The sequence below is a fragment of the Selenomonas sp. oral taxon 149 str. 67H29BP genome (assembly GCF_000146365.1).
Lineage (GTDB): Bacteria > Bacillota > Negativicutes > Selenomonadales > Selenomonadaceae > Centipeda > Centipeda felix.
This window is the reverse complement of record NZ_GL397087.1, coordinates 1,797,523-1,812,787: the sequence shown is the minus strand read 5'-3', so window position 1 is coordinate 1,812,787 and position 15,265 is coordinate 1,797,523. Positions and strand designations below refer to the sequence as shown.

18 protein-coding genes and 2 tRNA genes are annotated in these 15,265 nt (G+C 56.4%); 14 read left to right on the top strand and 6 right to left on the bottom strand.

Annotated features, from left to right (window positions below; all coding sequences use genetic code 11):
* The first annotated feature begins 73 nt into the window (after positions 1–73).
* Together HMPREF9166_RS08560 and HMPREF9166_RS08555 are read left to right on the top strand one after the other, a co-directional pair.
* Positions 74–149, top strand: a tRNA-Ala gene (locus tag HMPREF9166_RS08560).
* 28 nt (positions 150–177) lie between these two features.
* The gene (locus HMPREF9166_RS08555; protein WP_083773708.1) at positions 178–696 is read left to right on the top strand and encodes a pyridoxamine 5'-phosphate oxidase family protein; all 519 of its coding nucleotides are present in this window, start codon (positions 178–180) and stop codon (positions 694–696) included.
* A gap of 53 nt (positions 697–749) precedes the next feature.
* On the opposite strand, the gene HMPREF9166_RS08550 is transcribed toward HMPREF9166_RS08555, so the two are convergent.
* On the bottom strand, positions 750–2,177 hold the full coding sequence (locus HMPREF9166_RS08550; protein ID WP_009753607.1) for an aldehyde dehydrogenase family protein: 1,428 nt from the start codon (positions 2,175–2,177) through the stop codon (positions 750–752).
* Positions 2,178–2,440: 263 nt separating this feature from the next.
* Here HMPREF9166_RS08550 and HMPREF9166_RS08545 point away from each other — a divergent pair, with 263 nt between their 5' ends.
* The 5 genes from HMPREF9166_RS08545 (at position 2,441) to HMPREF9166_RS08525 (ending at position 6,700) form a co-directional block, all read left to right on the top strand.
* Positions 2,441–3,073: a PdaC/SigV domain-containing protein gene (locus HMPREF9166_RS08545; protein WP_009753605.1), complete on the top strand. Its 633-nt coding sequence runs from the start codon at positions 2,441–2,443 to the stop codon at positions 3,071–3,073.
* Positions 3,074–3,192: 119 nt separating this feature from the next.
* Complete coding sequence (locus HMPREF9166_RS08540) at positions 3,193–3,849, top strand: hypothetical protein (RefSeq protein ID WP_009753604.1); 657 nt, start codon at positions 3,193–3,195, stop codon at positions 3,847–3,849.
* A 40-nt stretch (positions 3,850–3,889) separates the two neighbouring features.
* Entirely contained in the window at positions 3,890–4,624 is a 735-nt protein-coding gene (locus HMPREF9166_RS08535; protein WP_039981276.1) for an NAD-dependent protein deacylase, read from the top strand.
* A 45-nt stretch (positions 4,625–4,669) separates the two neighbouring features.
* Positions 4,670–5,851 (top strand): hypothetical protein, encoded by a 1,182-nt coding sequence (locus HMPREF9166_RS08530; RefSeq protein WP_009753602.1) that lies wholly within the window; start codon positions 4,670–4,672, stop codon positions 5,849–5,851.
* A gap of 189 nt (positions 5,852–6,040) precedes the next feature.
* Positions 6,041–6,700, top strand: coding sequence for a hypothetical protein (locus HMPREF9166_RS08525; protein WP_102492911.1), 660 nt, complete (start codon positions 6,041–6,043; stop codon positions 6,698–6,700).
* Between the two features lie 39 nt (positions 6,701–6,739).
* Here the strand turns inward: HMPREF9166_RS08525 and HMPREF9166_RS13130 are convergent, their stop codons facing one another.
* Positions 6,740–6,979 (bottom strand): hypothetical protein, encoded by a 240-nt coding sequence (locus HMPREF9166_RS13130; protein ID WP_009753600.1) that lies wholly within the window; start codon positions 6,977–6,979, stop codon positions 6,740–6,742.
* 40 nt (positions 6,980–7,019) lie between these two features.
* Here HMPREF9166_RS13130 and HMPREF9166_RS08515 point away from each other — a divergent pair, with 40 nt between their 5' ends.
* On the top strand, positions 7,020–7,667 hold the full coding sequence (locus tag HMPREF9166_RS08515) for a hypothetical protein (protein ID WP_009753599.1): 648 nt from the start codon (positions 7,020–7,022) through the stop codon (positions 7,665–7,667).
* Between the two features lie 7 nt (positions 7,668–7,674).
* Here HMPREF9166_RS08515 and HMPREF9166_RS08510 read toward each other — a convergent pair whose 3' ends face one another.
* Positions 7,675–8,553: a DMT family transporter gene (locus HMPREF9166_RS08510; RefSeq protein WP_009753598.1), complete on the bottom strand. Its 879-nt coding sequence runs from the start codon at positions 8,551–8,553 to the stop codon at positions 7,675–7,677.
* A 144-nt stretch (positions 8,554–8,697) separates the two neighbouring features.
* A tRNA-Thr gene (locus tag HMPREF9166_RS08505) sits at positions 8,698–8,773 on the bottom strand.
* A gap of 195 nt (positions 8,774–8,968) precedes the next feature.
* Between HMPREF9166_RS08505 and HMPREF9166_RS08500 the strand changes: the two genes are divergently transcribed.
* From HMPREF9166_RS08500 to HMPREF9166_RS08480, 6 genes are all read left to right on the top strand, one after another.
* Positions 8,969–9,988 (top strand): hypothetical protein, encoded by a 1,020-nt coding sequence (locus tag HMPREF9166_RS08500; protein WP_009753597.1) that lies wholly within the window; start codon positions 8,969–8,971, stop codon positions 9,986–9,988.
* A gap of 84 nt (positions 9,989–10,072) precedes the next feature.
* Entirely contained in the window at positions 10,073–10,543 is a 471-nt protein-coding gene (locus HMPREF9166_RS13125; RefSeq protein WP_009753596.1) for a DUF3829 domain-containing protein, read from the top strand.
* 9 nt (positions 10,544–10,552) lie between these two features.
* Positions 10,553–10,999: a hypothetical protein gene (locus HMPREF9166_RS13120; RefSeq protein WP_009753595.1), complete on the top strand. Its 447-nt coding sequence runs from the start codon at positions 10,553–10,555 to the stop codon at positions 10,997–10,999.
* A gap of 210 nt (positions 11,000–11,209) precedes the next feature.
* Entirely contained in the window at positions 11,210–12,130 is a 921-nt protein-coding gene (locus HMPREF9166_RS08490) for a DUF3829 domain-containing protein (RefSeq protein ID WP_009753594.1), read from the top strand.
* A 75-nt stretch (positions 12,131–12,205) separates the two neighbouring features.
* Complete coding sequence (locus HMPREF9166_RS11715) at positions 12,206–12,598, top strand: hypothetical protein (RefSeq protein WP_009753593.1); 393 nt, start codon at positions 12,206–12,208, stop codon at positions 12,596–12,598.
* A gap of 386 nt (positions 12,599–12,984) precedes the next feature.
* Complete coding sequence (locus HMPREF9166_RS08480; protein WP_039981273.1) at positions 12,985–13,626, top strand: hypothetical protein; 642 nt, start codon at positions 12,985–12,987, stop codon at positions 13,624–13,626.
* 387 nt (positions 13,627–14,013) lie between these two features.
* On the opposite strand, the gene HMPREF9166_RS08475 is transcribed toward HMPREF9166_RS08480, so the two are convergent.
* Together HMPREF9166_RS08475 and HMPREF9166_RS08470 are read right to left on the bottom strand one after the other, a co-directional pair.
* Complete coding sequence (locus HMPREF9166_RS08475) at positions 14,014–14,553, bottom strand: hypothetical protein (RefSeq protein ID WP_009753591.1); 540 nt, start codon at positions 14,551–14,553, stop codon at positions 14,014–14,016.
* 63 nt (positions 14,554–14,616) lie between these two features.
* Positions 14,617–15,216, bottom strand: coding sequence for a master DNA invertase Mpi family serine-type recombinase (locus tag HMPREF9166_RS08470; protein ID WP_009753590.1), 600 nt, complete (start codon positions 15,214–15,216; stop codon positions 14,617–14,619).
* Positions 15,217–15,265 lie beyond the last annotated feature (49 nt).

Genomic DNA, 15,265 nt, shown 5'->3' with positions numbered 1-15,265 from the left:
CCATCCTCTCTCCATGCAAAAAATTCACTTGCATTTTCCTCCCGCACGGGTTATAATAGCCCCTGTCAGTCATGGGGACGTAGCTCAGCTGGGAGAGCACCAGGTTCGCAATCTGGGGGTCGAGAGTTCAATCCTCTTCGTCTCCACCATCTCGATGACAAAGAGGCATCTACGCGGATGCCTCATTTTTGTATAAGGAGTAAAAATATGTTCCGTCCGATGCGCCGCAAACGCCAAGAGCTCACAAAGGAAATGACCGAGGAAATCCTGCACCGCAATACAGCGGGCGTTCTCGCCCTCGCGGGTGATGAGGAGTTCCCGTACGCCGTCCCCATCAGCTACGTCTACGACGGCACGCACATCTACTTTCACACGGCGGTGACGGGACACAAGGTCGATGCCCTCCAGCAGAACCAAAATGTCTCCTTCGCCGTCATTGACCGCGACGAGATCATCCCCGAAAAATACACCACGGCATACCGCAGTGTCGTCGCATTCGGCCGCATCCGCATCGTCGAGGATGATGCGGAAAAACGGGCGACCGCGCGCAAGCTCGCCCTCAAATATGCTCCGCACAACACGGAGGAGCAGCATACACGCGAAATTGACGGCGCATGGAAACGATTCCACATGCTCGAAATGACCATCGTCCATATCACGGGCAAACAGGGCAAAGAACTCGTCGGAAAAGAATAACGGACAGCAAAAAGAGCAGCCGCACGACGGCTGCTCTTTTTTCTATGAAAACTTTATCCCTCGACGTTCAGCACGATGAGCTTTTCCTCCGTCAGCTCGCGGATGGCATAGGCGGGACCCTCGCGGCCGACGCCGCTGTCCTTGACGCCGCCGTAGGGCATGTTGTCCATACGGAAGGTCGCACCGTCGCCGATGATGACGCCGCCGACCTCGAGGTTCTCGGCGCAGTAGTTCGCGACGGCGAGCGAGCGCGTAAAGACGCCCGCCTGCAGGCCGTAGCGTGTGTCGTTCGCCATGTGCACCGCCTCCTCGATCGTGTCGTAGGGGATGATGCTGAACACGGGGGCAAATGTCTCCTCGGAGACGACCTTCATCGCCGGGGTGACATCGGTGAGCACGGTTGGCGCATAGAACGCACCGCGCCGTGTGCCGCCCGTGAGGACGCGTGCACCTGCCGCCTCCGCCTCGCGCACCCACGCCTCGATGCGCTCCGCCTCGCGTTCTGCGATCATTGGGCCGATCTGCGTGTGTACGTCCATGAGGTCGCCACTGCGGAAATCCTCCGCCGCTGTGACCGCAGCGCGGCAGAACGCCTCATAGATGCTGCGCGCGACATAGACGCGCTGGCAGGAGATACAGACCTGCCCTGCGTTGACGAACGCATGCCGCGCGCAGTGCTCCGCAACCCATGCCACATCGTCAACATCCTCGTGGACGATGTTCGCCGAGTTCGAGCCGAGTTCGAGCGAGATGCGGCGAAACCCGACCGCCTCGTGGAGCGCCTTGCCGACGGGGACGCTCCCGGTAAAGGAAAACATGCGGATACGCTCGTCCGCCGTGAGCAGCCGTCCGACCGCACTGCCCGCGCCGTAGACGAGGTTGAGGCAGCCCGCAGGCAGTCCCGCCTCCACGAACACGTCGCAGAGGAGCGACGCCGTGAGGGGCGTTGCCGAGGCAGGCTTGTAGACAACCGTATTGCCCGCCGCGAGTGCCGGACCGATCTTGTGCGCGGCGAGATTGACGGGAAAGTTAAACGGCGTGATGGCGCAGACCACGCCGAGCGGACGGCGAATGGTGAACGCCATCCGATTGCCGCAGCCGGGCGCCCCCGCGAGCGGCACCGTCTGCCCGCGCAGACGCTTTGCCTCCTCGGCAGAGAGGATAAGGGTCTGATAGGAACGGTCGATCTCACCGCGTGCGTCGCGGATGGGCTTGCCCGCCTCGGCCGAGAGCGCCTCTGCGAACTCCTCACGCCGTTCGCGCATGAGATTTGCCGCACGCATGATGATCTCGTAGCGTTCGTACGGGCTGAGCTCCACCGTGTGGAAGGCGCGCTCCGCCGCATCCACCGCCGCGCGCACCTCCTTTTGCCCTGCCGTGCAGATCTCCGCAATCACCTCGCCGGTCGCCTTGTGATAGACGGGGAGCGTCCCCTCGCCTGCGACACGTACACCATCAATGAGCATCTCGACCGTCTTCATTTCATCGTCCTCCCTCCGCAGGTGGCACAGGAACCGCGCCGCCCCGCAGAAAATCGTCCAGAAGGTTCATCATCCGCGCTTTCGATAGGCCCCGCGCGGCTCATGTCAGCTATTTTTCATTATAGACACGCCTCTTGCAAAAATCAAGAAATCATGCATCCGCAAATTTTTACCAACATATAATCCCCTCCTTACGCCGTTCCCCATTACTTTTGCTACACTATCATCCGTCAGCAATCAACAGAAGAACAAATGGAGGAACCATGATGAAGAAAACTCTGCGCGCTGCGGCGCTTACAGCGGCGATGACAACGATGCTTTCCGGCGCGGCATTTGCGATGGCAACCGTCACGGACGGACAGGAGACCAGCGACGGTGCGACGCTCACCTATCCCGTCGTAAAGGCCGATGCGCCTGAGGCACAGCAGCGCATCAATATGGTGATCGAGGACGATGTGAAGGCATTCATGCAGGAAATCGACGCCGCACGCGTTGCGGGCAAGCCGCCTGCGGCAAAGATGAGCTACGAGATCACAAAAAGCAGCGACGAACTGCTCAGCCTGAAGACGGAGCAGTTCATCTCCGAGGAAAGCGCGGCGCATCCGATGTCCTATGCTCACGGCTATATCTTCCGTCTGTCCGACGGCAAGGCGCTCACTCTCGACGACGTACAGCAGCTGCCGGATCGAAAGAAGCAGGCCGAACGCTACACGCTGGAGTCACTGAACAAACGCCTCGCTGAGCCGAAAAACGGCGCGGCCAAGGACTTCAAAAAGCTCGAGACCGCGCCCAAGGACATCTATATGGATGCCAACGGACACATCCATGTACTCATTCAGCGCTATGAGGCGGCTTCCTACGCAGCGGGCATCCTCGACATCGACCTCGACGCATAACATCGTTCCGCCCTCCCTTTTTCGCCTGCGCCCCATGGGCGCAGGTATTTTTTGTGCCGCAGACTGGCATTGCATTTCGCCCCTACTTTCGGTAGAATGTGAATAAGGGAGGATCTATCATGCTGAAAAAATTATTCCTGCCGAGCCTCGTGCTCGTGCCGCTCCTGTTCCTATACCCGTACGGACAAGTTCAGGCAGAAAAGCCCCTTCCCAAAACAACGTCAGTCCAGCCGGTTCCCGAGGATGCGGTCAGCCGCTCAAGATTTTCATCGGCGACAGAATACCTGAGATTCCGTGACCAGGGCTCCGCCCTCACGATGTCAGTACCTCTCATTAATGGTCCATTTTATATCTATAGGCTCAAAGGCGGCATCACCCTATTTGTCAATGACAAATTTTTAAACGGCGATGTGCCGCTGCGCCTTGCAGCGCTGCTCACGCATATGCCTGCTCCTGCAGGAAAGGCACAGACGTCAGCCGAACCTTTCAAAGACGACGCTGACCGCACCATCCTCTCTTACCAGACATCGCCCCTCATGCGCAATGTCAAGATCCTCAGCAACGAGACACTGAAACAGAATGGCTCTCCCGCACGGCGCCTGACGATGAGCGTATTCACACACGAGAGAGATACCATTGTCGAAATCCTGTGGATTGGCGATTCATCGGGAGCATGGCTCGTTCAATTTGACTGCAATGCCGATGATACGAATACGGTTGATCTCCTTCCTCGCCTCCTCTCCTCTGTGAGCGTCGGCGAAGATACAGAAAAATAACCCCCATCTATGGATACCGGATATCGAGAGGAGAACAATGATGGACTCCATCGAAAAACTTCGCACCATCCTCAGTGCCAGCCGCCGCGCGGTCTTCTTCGGCGGGGCGGGCATGTCCACGGAGTCGGGGATCCCCGACTTTCGCAGCGCGGGCGGGATATACAGTGAGACGCTGCATCAGGAGTTCAGTCCCGAACAGATGGCATCGCACAGCTTTCTCATGGCGCATCCGGTGGAGTTCTTCGACTTCTACCGGCGGCGCTTCGTCTATCTCGATGCTGCGCCGAACGCGGGTCACACCGCGCTCGCAGAGCTCGAGCGTCGCGGGCATCTCGCGGCGATCGTAACACAGAACATCGACGGGCTGCATCAGGCGGCAGGCTCCAAGACTGTCTACGAGCTGCACGGTTCCATCCGCCGCGCACACTGCGTGGACTGCGGCGCGCACTACGAGCTCGACTACATCATGGAGCACACGCCCATCCCCTGCTGCTCCTGCGGCGGCACTGTCTGCCCCGACGTCGTGCTCTATGAGGAAAGTCTCGATCCCGCAACGATCGAAGGGGCTGTCGCGGCGATCCGCGCGGCGGACACGCTCATCATCGGCGGCACGTCGCTCATTGTCTATCCCGCAGCGGGACTGATCGACTACTTCCGCGGCGAACATCTCGTCCTCATCAACAAGAGCGAGACGCGTGCCGACCGCCGTGCCGAGCTCGTCATCCGCGCACCGATCGGCGCGACGCTCCATGCGGCACTGCCCGAACCGCGCTGATCCGCCCCTGCACACAGCAATACAGACACAGAACGAGGTGCACCCATGTCCATCAGAAAGATTCTCGCAGTGACCGTCTGTGCTCTTCTCCTTGCTGCAGCAACTGTCTCGGCACAGGAAAAGGCAGAGACCACCCCGGGGGCAGCATCTCTGCAGGCAACGACACTGGAGGGATTCGGCGCACGCCTCGCAATCGAGCTGCCGCCGCTCGAATACTGCCAGCTGGGACGTTTTTCGACGAAATCGGAGGGAAACGATTTTGGATTTGTCGGAAACACATTCTCGTCAGGGGATGCCCGTGATGCTCTCTACATCGGAATCTCCTGCGAAGAAAATGCCGCCTTTTCCAAGGACGGCAATACGATAAATCAGCTCTCCGACTATGCGCACAATTTTATTTCCACCATCCCCGCGTCCAATTCCGTCCCCCGCATCATCCGTGAATATTTGCTCCCACAGGACAAACATCCTGCATGGATGATCAGCCTCTCCTATAACGGGGGTGCTGCGCGGCGTGACTTTCTCTTCATTGCTGACGAGGGGAGGATCTGGCGCATCAGTATATTGTGCCACGCCCCGGGCACACAGCAGGAAAGGCGTATCGACACGATACTGACCTCTGTCAAACTCAGCTCTGCCGAGGCGACAGAGCCTCGCGTTCACATGGACGGCATACAGCCCATCGAGTTCACAAAGAGAGCCGCTGAGAACGGCGATGCATCTTCCCCCGCGCTCAGCACGACAACACTCCGCGACCGCGGCAGCGCTCTCACAATGCAGCTGCCAACCTCTGGGGTGCCGTTTTCCGTCGACACCTCGCGCACGGAGAGCACATTCTTCACCAGCAACCGATTCTCACACGATGACACGCCTCTTGCCCTGTCCGCCGTGCTGATCCATACGCCCGATACGGACGCAGAGCAAACGAGCGGATCCATGGAGGAGCGCCTGAACGAACAAACGACGCTGCTGACCCAAGGCATCCTGACCTCCCCGCAGGGAAGCGAGAAAAAGATCCTCCGCGACGACGTCCAATCTCAAAACGGCTGCCCTGCACAGCGGCTGACCGTGCAGGCGCACTATCAAGGTCAAAACATCATCACCGAGATCCTGCTCATCCGCGGCAAGACAGATACATGGATCGCCGAGCTGACCTTTTATGCAGAGGACACGGTACTGGCGGAGCTTGTCCCCGTTCTCTTATCCTCCATAAAAATCGGCGCATAGGAACCTGCCAAGAAAATCACAGATACATTTAGGCAGCGGCCCTTGACACGTTTTTCCATGCTTCGACGAAAAATTCTCCACGCAGCCCTTACTGTGCGTCCTCTTTTTTCACCTCATTCGGACGAAAACGTCTGCGCCGATCAACCGACTCCATTTCAGCCGCGTTTCGTTAGAGAAAGGAATTCGTAAATGTTCCGACAAATAGTGCCGCTGTGTCTTACGTTCCTATGTTTTTTTGCCTGCGCACCGGTGCATGCAGAAATCCAGTCATACGCCAGTGCAGAGTCAACATCGGAGGAGGTACGTCATCTCCCTGCACCGACCATCCCTGTTATGTCCGTCAAAATCGGCGAATTCCACGACCGCGGCTCTGTCCTAACGATGGACATCCCCTCGACGGACACGCCGTTTGCCAAATCTACGGTACGCACAGGGGACACTCTCTTTGTCAACAATCAATTTGCCAACTACTACAAGACACCACTCGCCATGGCGATGATGCTGCTACATTTCCCGGCAAAGGACGACCTGCAGACAAAACCAATCAACCAAAGCCTCGATGAGATGGTCGAGGGGTTCATCGACAGTGTTATGACATCTCAAAATGGATACAAGAAGGAAGTGCGCCGCAACGAAGCCCTGCTGCAAAACGGTTTTCCTGCGCGGCGGCTCACGGTGTGGTGGTCTCTTAGAACCGGACGGGAAACGATCGGCGAGGTGCTTTTCCTCTCATATAAGAACGACGTATGGTGTATTCAGGTAATCTACGACACAAGCGATCCGATCATCCCCTACCACGCAGCCAGCCTTCTGGACAGTGCAGTGATCCGCACGGACACGGAAGAATAATCCTTACTCCAACACCAAAGACAGCATGCATAGAGCGGCTCACCTCGAGCTCCTGCCCCGCCGCACGTTCTGCAGCAGAATCCCGCCCATGATGAGCACGAGCGCGAGGAGCGCCGCCCCCGTCATGCGCTCGCCAAGGGTAACGGCGGATACATTCAGACAGCCCCCCTTGACGCATTTTTCCGCACTTCGACGGAAAATTCTCCGCGCAGCCCTTGCTGTGCGTCCCTTTTTTGCCTCATTCGGACGAAAACGTCTGCGCCGATCAACCAACTTCATTTCAGCCGTGGTTCCCGGGGCACACGAAAGGAAGCCTATTATGTCCATCAAAACAATCTATGCGCTGACCATCTGCGCTGTACTCCTGTTCATGCCGACCGTCTCGGCACAGACGGAAAACGTTTGCGATGAGGTGCTCTTTTTTACGGGCGAGGGCACAGAAGACGTTCCCCCGCCATGGGGACTGCACGACAATGTGCTCAAGGATCGGGGGCATGCACTGTACATCAGCCTGCCGTTTGATGTAAGAAGACCTTTTCGCAGGTATAGAGATTCCGATGAATATTTTCTCACCAGCAAGAATGAACACATCGCTTTTGCCCTCTTCCACCGCCTCTACGAGCCTCCTTCGTCAAATGACGCCCCCCTCTCCCGCCCATCCCAAGAGGAGATCATCGAAAAAGCACTGGATCGCCTCACCGAAAATGATACAGCAGATTGGACCGTTTTGCGCAGTGAATCATTACGACTGGGCAGCACTCCTGTCAAACGTGTTTCCGTCATGTATCCCTATCGCTTTCAAAGCGGGGAGTGGCATATTTTTAAGATGGAATATCTCTTCGTTTGTACCGACACAGAGGATTGGGTTGTCATGTTTGAATACAGAGCCGATGACCGCGAGATCACTGATGATATGCTCGACGCCATGTTCTCATCCGTTCGTTGGCGCATGATCGATACAAAGTAAACCTCGTCTACCCACGCCCCCGCCGCACATTCTGGAGCAATATCCCGCCCATGATGAGGACGAGCGCGAGGAGTGCCGCCCCCGTCATGCGCTCGCCGAGGGTAAGGGCGGAGACGACGAGCGAGAGCAGCGGCACGGCGTAGGCGAGATTCGCGACGGCAGCAGAGTTCGTTGCCTGCTGGAGCGCCATTGCCCACCAGAGATAGCCCACGGCATCGATGAAGATCCCGAGCCAGAGAAGCCCGCCCCACTGCTTCCACGAGAGCGTGACCCACTCCTCCATGATGAGCGTCACGGGCAGCGAGCACAGTGCCGTCACGCCCCACGCCACGACCATCATCACGGTCTGATCGATGTTCCGCCGCTTGTTCAGCACGCAGAAAAGGCCGTAACAAAGTGCCCCAAGTATGCAGGCGGCGGCGCCGAGCATTCCATTTCCCTCGGCGCTGCCCTCCCCGCCGAGCGTGAGCACCACGACCCCCGAGAACGAGAGGAAGAGGGCGGCAGCAGTGCGAACGGTGATCCGCTCCCCGAGGAGAAACGCCGCAAAGAGGACGATCATCATCGGCCAGAGGAAATTGAGGATGCACGCCTCCTGCGAGGTGAGCTGCGAAAGCCCGTAGTAGTAGAGCCCCGAGTAGAGGAAGATCCCGAGAAAGCCCAGCCCCGCCATCGCCGCATAACCGCGCACATCGTAGGCGCGGAACACGCGTCCGCCGTCACGCACGAGCTGCATGACGATGAGAAAGAGACAGCCCGCGAGACTGCTCACAAAGAGTGCCTCATACGTCGGGATCGCCGTGAGGAGGCTCTTCACCAGTGCCGCCGTCGTCGACCACATGAGGACTGCGCTGACGGCATAGAAATAGACACGGCCCTGCATCATCACTGCTCCTTTACGTACGCAATCTGTGCTTTTCTACTTCTCCCTCTGCCTCTTTCATCCCTTCTTCTATTATGACAAAATATGTGAACTTCTCACAGGCAAGAAAAAAAGCTTCCGATCTCTCGGAAGCCTCTGCGTTTCAAATGGAGCTGATTATAGGACTTGAACCTACGACCTGCTCATTACGAATGAGCTGCTCTACCAACTGAGCTAAATCAGCATACCGCCTCACAGGCGATAGTGGAATTATACCCGAGCCGCGCGCTCCTGTCAACCCCGCAGCAAATATTTTTTCTCCGCGGGAATCATTTGCAGCTAATCCCCGTTTCACTTCACTTTAAGAATTTTTTGGAACAATACGAGGTAGCTGATACAGCATCTCGGGGCATCTCATGCCCATCAAGGAGTGAACTGCATGATCGAACATATTCTGCGCGCCCTCTGCTGCGCGCTGTTTCTCCTCACCGCAGCGAGTACGGCACTCGCCGCCCCGCAGACCATCGAGGCGGAGGGCGTCTACACCGTCGGTGACAACGACTCGCCAAAGATCGCCCGCGACGCCGCACGGCAGGAGGCGATGCGCTCCGCGACGGAGCAGGCCGGCGTCTACGTTGAGAGCTACACGGAGACGCAGAACCTCACCCTCACGAAGGATGAGGTGCGCATGGTCGCGGGTACGGTGCTGCGCGTCCTGCATGAAGACGTAACGCCCGAGCTCGTCGGCGACGTGTGGCGTTACCGCGTGCATCTCGTCTGCGAGGTCGACACGTCCAAGGTCGATCTCGCCGCCCTCGCCCAGAACAAGACGGAGCTGGCACGCCTCCAGAAGGAACGCGACGAGCTGAAGCGGCAGAACGACGAGCTCCTCGCACGCTACGAGCAGGCACGCGGCACAGAGAAGGCGGAGATCGGCGCACAGCTCGAGGAGAGCTACAAGCTTGGCCGCATCTTTGACGACGCGACCGCCATGATCCAGCGCGGTGACGAGCAGCACGCCATCGCCGACCTCTCCCTCCTCATCGAGGATCCCGCCGTCACAGGGAATGCGCGTGCGTATGCGTTCTACCTGCGCGGGCGCGCCTACTACGAGCTCCGCAGCGACCGTCTCGCACTCAATGACTTCGACGCGGCCGACCGCACACCGCACACGAACACGCCCTATCCCATCTGGCAGCTGCACCGCTACCGCGGACAGATCTACTTTGACATGGGACGCTACGACGATGCGGCCGCAGAGCTGCGCACTGCGTGGGACGCCTCCGACAAGACAGACGACGAGCTCTGGATGAAACTGCGCCGTGCCGAGCACAAGGCGGAGCAGGAGGCACGCCACGCCGAGCGCGGTGACGGCGGCGCGCGGGGCGGCATCGACTGGACGCGCGTCATCACCGAGGTCATCCGCGGCGCAATGCAGCAGGAACGTACAACAGAGTAACAGTGCACCGTAATCTTTCTTGACAGAGACTTTCATCTATCATATACTTTTTATAATGAAGGTTTTATGTAAAGGAGGATTCCCATGCTGCACCCATTTTTGCGGCGCGTATGCGCTGCCCTCACCCTCTGCATCGTGCTCACCGCGCCGGCCGTACTGCTCACGGGCTGCGGCGGACGCAGCGCGGAATCCCCCGTCCCGACGCAGCAAATGCCTGCGCGCAGCATGGAGGAGCGCAGAGCGTCACTCGGCCCGTATATGGAGGCAACGACCGCCTACAACAGCACGATGCTCCCCCTGAGCCTCGCCGTCTCCACCACCGTCAGCGACCTGCGGCAGGGGAAGCACCTGACGAGGATCACGCTCCCGCCGCTCTCAAAACTCCGCCGTGAGCTTGACGCGGCGCACGCTGCGCCCGGCGGCACGGGCGTCTATCCCGACGTCGATGCGGCGACAGAGGAACTGCGCAGCACGCTGGAGGAGCTCGCCCCGCTCGCCGACCAAATGGAGAACTACTACGCCGCCGGGGCGTACACGACGGACGGCTGCGCGTAGGCAGACGAAATGACGGCAGAGTTTCTCCCGCTCTATGACCGATTTATCTCAGCCTACGACCGGCTGGATGCCATCGTCACCGACCACTACAAGGAGATGCGGCTCGCCCAGATCGACGCGATGCACAGCGACGGCAGAGAGAACGCCGCCACCTTCCTCGAGCTGCGCACGAAGGCACGCGAGCTTGTCCGCATGCTGCGCAGCGGTGGACACGATCCGGAAGCCACCGAGGCGAAAATCCGCGAGATCAACACCCTCATCGAGAAACTCCCCGCCGGCACCGGTTATCTCGTGACCTACAAGAACGGCATCAACAGCCTCGTCGCGGCAGTCCGCGCGTATAATGCGGGACCTCCCGACCCGAACAAACTCGACAACGTCGTCGAGGAGTTCAACCGTCTCGCCGCCACGGGCAACAACGTCGACGTCAACGCGCTCGACGCGAAAAAGAAGTAGCGCACAACATAAATCTACCCCTCCCACTTCACGGCAGGAGGTTTTTGCGTGCCGATCAACATAATCTCGTCCCGTACACGATTCCCCCATGACACACAACGAAGATCCACGGATGAAAGGCACGTAATGTTTGACAGAAATTATCACCTGGGTTATACTTGTTGTGACTATTTATCTTATATTCAGATATTTTCAAGAAGGAGGCTCCTCATGATCTGTTCCACGATCCGACGTACCCTCTCCATCCTCACAGCGTGCAGCCTGCTCGCCGCCCCTGCCGTACTGTTCACGGGCTGCGGCAGCAGCAGCGACAGCGCCGCATCACAGCAGACCACAGCAAGCAATGCACAGTCGCGCGAGACGGCACTCACCCCCTACCTCGAGGCAACGAACGACTACAACCACAACATCGTCACCTTTAACTTTTCCATCGCCCCGTCCCTCGACAGTCTCCGCAAAGGAGAGCACAAGGAGCATATCTCCTTGCCGAATTTTGAAAATCTGAAAAGTGCCCTTGAGGCGGCACGTTCCGACCCGAAGGCCGCAGGTGTCTATCCCGACATCGACGCAGCGGCAGATGACCTGCTCGCCGTCCTGAAGGATCTCGAGCCGCTCGCCTCAAAGCTGAAGAGCTACTACTCCGCCAAGACCTATATGACCGACAACTATGCGCAGTCGGACGAGATGGTCGCGCAGTTCTTCCCGCTCTATGACAAATTCGATGCCGCCTACGACAAATTCGACGCCGTCGTCACCGACCGCTACAAGGAACTCCGCCTCGCCCAGATCGATGCGCTGCGCAGCGAGGGCAAGGAGAATGCCGCCTCCTTCCTCGAGCTGAACGGCAAGACACGAGAGCTCGTCGAGATGCTCGACGGCGAGCAGGTCGACAAGAACGCCGCCGAGGCGAAGATCGGCGAGATCAGCGCCCTTCTCGAAAAGCTCCCATCCGGCACCGGCTTCCTCTCCTCCTACAAGAGCCAGGTCAACAGCTTCATCGGTCAGGTGCGTGAGTATACCTCCGGAAGCCCCGACCCGAAGAAGTTCAACAACGTCATCGAGGAGTTTAACAGACTCTCCTCCACCAGCAGCAACGTCGACATCAACGAACTCGACGGAAAGAAGAAGTAAAGGAAATACTTCCGAAACACGAATCCCCCGCAGATACTCTGCGGGGGATTTTCAGCAGGAACGAGGCGTGACACCATGACAAAATCAGCAGATCAAGAGTACATAACAACCGCCATCGGTATAAAGTACCGCGTGGAGAAATCATCGGACTTTGAGTACGCAGCCACCGCCATCGGCGAGGAATGCTTCCTCTTCGGCGTGGACGTATTTGCCCACGAATGGACGAACACACGCAAATGCATCCGTGTCCATGATCCGCTCTACGGGCAGCCCTACACCATGAACGTATACGAAATCACCGTGGACGGCAGCGTTCACCGCTTCGCCGCCGGCGAATTCTCCAACAACGTGTGGGGCTTCTGGCTGCCAAAGGACCGCGCCCGCCCGGACGGACACGACAGCGCACGCATCCCGCCGGATGAGAGCAACGCGCCGCACACAAAGGAGCAGGAGAAACAATCATCATAAGGTAAACACGAGATACGAATCAGCAAAAAAGCACCTACCATAACAGCAGGTGCCGACATTCCGTTTTGTGATGGGCCGCCCTGTCCCCTCATTTCAGGACGGGGACAAGGGCACGCATACGCAGACATACAAGGCCTCCACAATGAATGCCTCCCATCACGCGCACGAGCGCATCAAAGAAAACGGCCGTCCGCACAACTCGCGAGAGGCTCCACTATTGTTGGCGGCACAGCCATTATGCATCACTGCAAAAACGAGTAGGGAAAGTGGAGCTGACCCTTGCTCATCCATTCTTTGACATGCTCAGAATAACATAATTCGCACATCCGAGCAACAACATTCGTCCCCTAGCATGGACGGATGCGACTACCAAGGAAATATTTGCAATGAGTAATTATGAAGATTGTTTTTCCTTCTGTGTCGAAAATGGACAGCGACTCCTTGAATTGAAAATCGTCTGTTCTCAGCGGCCCCCTGCAATTTGCGCCCAAGTATATCAGATGGGCAATAATGACTACAGGATATACTGGAACGTAGGGCTGACCTCTATCGACTACTTTCACAAAATAGTGGATTACTACTCCCCAAGAATGGGAGATGCTCTATCCAAAATGAAAATAAACAAAGCTGTCACAATGGCAGAACATGATAACGGTTTTATTCGCTACGTGAAGCAGTTTACTCCGGTAAACGAGAAGGTACTGAAAGAACACGATATGTCACTTATCAACGCCGTCATAAATGCAGATTGGGGATCATCTTTCGTTGATCGTATTATTGGGCTGGATGGGCATAGATACTATCTAAAAATTGATGGTCGTGTGCCCAGAGAATACGAGGTGAGCCCTATTATCCCTCCCAATATGTCAGAAATATTCCCTTTGATCAAATTTATTGTTGACGATGTCGTCCAAATCAAAGAAAAAGACCAGATATTCTATATGCCAAGCGGAACGGTGCAATCCCCCATCACACAAGAGGATCTGCAGTCGCTGGATGTCCCGCCATGGATGAATAACGATAACTGAAAGGAACTCATCTCATTTAGAGAGGAACGTTTCGCACATCCGAGCAACAGCATTTCTCTCCCAGCATAGACGGATACGACGCATCTTCCCCGCGTCGAATTGCACAATATTGATACGACCAGCTGAAATATCGAAACACACACTGCAGATGATGGATGAATTGATTCGCAATCTGAATGCAGGAAAAGTCTCTGCACCGATTGATCCCTCCGAATCTTGATATTGCAATTTAATATGATGCGAAACGAATCCTTGATCCTATGATAAAATCTGCATTTTACTCTCGCACAGTCCCATGATAAACACCTCTGCACGTTGGTCGTACAGAGGTGTTTTCACGTTTTGTATACGATTCGACGCGCCCCATCATCTCAGACTGCCCGAGGTCTATTGTTTGAGTTCGCCCTCGCACGAAGCAAGCACCTGAGCAGAGTAGTAGTAAAAGCTATAGAAGAGATCTGCGGGGAAAACATCATCCGCCTCCCAGCGCAGCTCGTCCGCCTCCTCGTCATAGACCTCCGACCAGAGATATTCCTCCCGAAGCAGATCGGAGAAGCGCGGCAGAGGTTCGGCGTGTTCCATCTCCTCCCCCATGCGGACACATTCCGCGATCAGCCGGAAGTGTTCGAGCAGTCGCCCTGCAATCATTCGAGCGATTTCGTTCTCGGGCTGCGCGGCGCGGGCACGTCGAAAGATCCGCACAAGAAAGATCATGGCAAACGGCGTTGCGTGCCAGAGCGTGCTCTGATGCTCCGTGTTGATGGTCAGTTCGCAGAGGGCATCCTCCACCGCCGCAAGATCGTCCATGGACTTAAGCACAGCAAAGTACCGAGGAAACTCCGCTGCACGCCCATAGGGCGTCGTCAGTCGGTGCCACGGCACATCATTCACGGTTACCATCGCGATATAGCGTTCATTCTCATCCATGCTGAGTCTCACCTTCTGTCATACCAATTTGATCGCCTCTATTTTAATCAACAACTCCTACCCTCATTCTATGATCCGCGTGCGAATAAAACTGCTTACTGTATTGCGATTTACCTTGTAGATTCTCGCAATTTCGCTAATCGATACGCCTTGTCCTCTAAGTTCCTTTATGATTCTCTCTTTTCCCGAAAGTTTCACTTTAGTGGACTTTCTCCCCCTTGGCCGGCCAAGTATTACTCCTTCTGCTTTTTTCCGTGCTAGGGCTTCTTTCGTCCGCTGACTAATTAAGTTTCGTTCAATTTCCGCAGATAAGCCGAAAGCAAAGGCTAGCACCTTGCTCTGAATATCATCCCCAAGACGGTAAGAAGCCTTGATCGTCCATACACGACATTCTTTATCCATACATTGATTCAGGATTTCCATAATCATAAAAAGATTACGTCCAAGCCTTGAAAGTTCTGAGCAAACAATCAAATCTCCTTTTGAAATATTTGCAAGCAAAGCCCCCAATTCTCGCTTATCGTAGCTTTTTGTCCCACTGACCGTTTCCTCGATCCAGCCATCAATTGTAAGACCTTCTCGCTGACAAAATTTTTGAATCTCGAACCTTTGATTCTCAACCGTCTGTTTGTCACTGCTTACTCTGATATAACCGTAGTTCATCTTATGCTCCTTTGCAAAACTAATAGGAGCGTTTATATTGAACAGAATA

Coding starts and splice junctions, on each gene's coding strand:
- HMPREF9166_RS08470 (WP_009753590.1), bottom strand. CDS start 15,216: ATGAACTACGGTTATATCAGAGTAAGCAGTGACAAACAGACGGTTGAG.
- HMPREF9166_RS08515 (WP_009753599.1), top strand. CDS start 7,020: ATGTCCATCAAAACAATCTATGCGCTGACCATCTGCGCTGTACTCCTG.
- HMPREF9166_RS08490 (WP_009753594.1), top strand. CDS start 11,210: ATGATCTGTTCCACGATCCGACGTACCCTCTCCATCCTCACAGCGTGC.
- HMPREF9166_RS08475 (WP_009753591.1), bottom strand. CDS start 14,553: ATGGATGAGAATGAACGCTATATCGCGATGGTAACCGTGAATGATGTG.
- HMPREF9166_RS08550 (WP_009753607.1), bottom strand. CDS start 2,177: ATGAAGACGGTCGAGATGCTCATTGATGGTGTACGTGTCGCAGGCGAG.
- HMPREF9166_RS08525 (WP_102492911.1), top strand. CDS start 6,041: ATGTTCCGACAAATAGTGCCGCTGTGTCTTACGTTCCTATGTTTTTTT.
- HMPREF9166_RS08555 (WP_083773708.1), top strand. CDS start 178: ATGCCTCATTTTTGTATAAGGAGTAAAAATATGTTCCGTCCGATGCGC.
- HMPREF9166_RS13120 (WP_009753595.1), top strand. CDS start 10,553: ATGACGGCAGAGTTTCTCCCGCTCTATGACCGATTTATCTCAGCCTAC.
- HMPREF9166_RS08530 (WP_009753602.1), top strand. CDS start 4,670: ATGTCCATCAGAAAGATTCTCGCAGTGACCGTCTGTGCTCTTCTCCTT.
- HMPREF9166_RS08540 (WP_009753604.1), top strand. CDS start 3,193: ATGCTGAAAAAATTATTCCTGCCGAGCCTCGTGCTCGTGCCGCTCCTG.
- HMPREF9166_RS08545 (WP_009753605.1), top strand. CDS start 2,441: ATGATGAAGAAAACTCTGCGCGCTGCGGCGCTTACAGCGGCGATGACA.
- HMPREF9166_RS08510 (WP_009753598.1), bottom strand. CDS start 8,553: ATGATGCAGGGCCGTGTCTATTTCTATGCCGTCAGCGCAGTCCTCATG.
- HMPREF9166_RS11715 (WP_009753593.1), top strand. CDS start 12,206: ATGACAAAATCAGCAGATCAAGAGTACATAACAACCGCCATCGGTATA.
- HMPREF9166_RS08480 (WP_039981273.1), top strand. CDS start 12,985: ATGAGTAATTATGAAGATTGTTTTTCCTTCTGTGTCGAAAATGGACAG.
- HMPREF9166_RS08500 (WP_009753597.1), top strand. CDS start 8,969: ATGATCGAACATATTCTGCGCGCCCTCTGCTGCGCGCTGTTTCTCCTC.
- HMPREF9166_RS08535 (WP_039981276.1), top strand. CDS start 3,890: ATGGACTCCATCGAAAAACTTCGCACCATCCTCAGTGCCAGCCGCCGC.
- HMPREF9166_RS13130 (WP_009753600.1), bottom strand. CDS start 6,979: ATGAAGTTGGTTGATCGGCGCAGACGTTTTCGTCCGAATGAGGCAAAA.
- HMPREF9166_RS13125 (WP_009753596.1), top strand. CDS start 10,073: ATGCTGCACCCATTTTTGCGGCGCGTATGCGCTGCCCTCACCCTCTGC.